This is a genomic window from Alcanivorax sp. HI0044 (genome assembly GCF_001634945.1).
On record NZ_LWEZ01001519.1, the window covers coordinates 1 to 1,219 of the forward strand.

Sequence of the window (1,219 nt, forward strand, 5' to 3'; positions counted from 1 at the left end):
TGGATCTGATCGACCAGTTTGTGCAGGACGGCCCCACCGCAGAACAGCTGGAAGAAACCCGCACCAGCATTCTTGGCAGCTTTGCTCTGGGCACGGCGGACAACAGCGACATCATCGGCCAGCTTGGCGCTATTGGCTTTTACGACCTGCCGCTGGATTATCTGCAGCGGTTTAACCAGCAGGTGCGCACGGTCACAGCGGAAGACATTCGTGCCGCGTTCCAGCGCAATCTGACCCCGGACAATCTGGCCATCGTCAGCATCGGTCCCAAGGCACCGCAGATTCGTGCGGCCGATAGAGAGGCAGAAAATACCGCCGCCGAGGAGCCCGCTGATCGTGCCCCGTAAGCGTTCAGGTAAACGCCCCGGCGCCAGTACTGGCCCGGCGCAGAAAGGTCAGGTACGGATTATCGGTGGCGAACGGCGTGGTCATCGGCTGCACTTTGTGGACTACGGCGGTGATTTGCGTCCGTCGTCGGATCGTATGCGCGAAACCCTGTTCAACTGGCTGCAGTTCGAGCTGCCGGGGCTTCGGGTGCTGGACCTGTTTGCCGGCTCCGGCGCGCTGGGGGCGGAAGCGCTGAGCCGGGGAGCCCGGGATGCGGTGTTGGTCGAAAAGCAGCGCGAACGCTGCGCGGATTTGAGCCGGCAGTTAGCCCCATTGTTTGAGGGACGCATCACCGTGCATTGCGCCGATGCGTTGAGTTGGTTACCTGCGCAACGGGAACCGTTTGATCTGGTCTTCATTGATCCGCCCTACGATCTGGGTTTGGTGACGCCGGCCTGTGAGGCGCTGGAAGCCCACGGGCTGCTGGCGGACGGGGCGATTATCTATGTGGAAAGCCGCCGCCAGGGTGAAGTGCCTGCAGTCCCGGCGCACTGGGTGTTGTCAAAAGAAAAAAGCGGCGGCGATATTCATGCGCGGCTATACCGGCGGCAAACTGGCCCGGGTTGATAGGCGCTATGGCGGGAGTGTCGTGACGGCACAGTAAACCGGCGCCCGGGCACAGGCTGTGTCCTATTACGCCGTGCCTGGGCGGTGCGTGCTGGCAAAATGGCACAACCTGCACTTTCGTGCCAGTTTCGGTTGGCAAATACTGTGCCCATGAGCAATGAGGACACCGCCATGAATGCCAATGCAGCCACTGCTATAACCACCGGGCAACGCGATCAAGCGGCCAAGCGTCAGCCGCAGAAAAAAATCAATAAAAGTGACATTC

General features: G+C 60.8%; 1 protein-coding gene and 1 pseudogene. Both read left to right on the forward strand.

The genetic code is table 11. The features are described from left to right. Positions 1 to 347: pseudogene (locus A3730_RS32115) on the forward strand (insulinase family protein); the annotation flags it as partial. Further along, positions 337 to 954: a 16S rRNA (guanine(966)-N(2))-methyltransferase RsmD gene (gene rsmD / locus A3730_RS22885; RefSeq protein WP_063519339.1), complete on the forward strand. Its 618-nt coding sequence runs from the start codon at positions 337 to 339 to the stop codon at positions 952 to 954. The pseudogene A3730_RS32115 and the gene rsmD, both read left to right, overlap by 11 nt. Positions 955 to 1,219 lie beyond the last annotated feature (265 nt).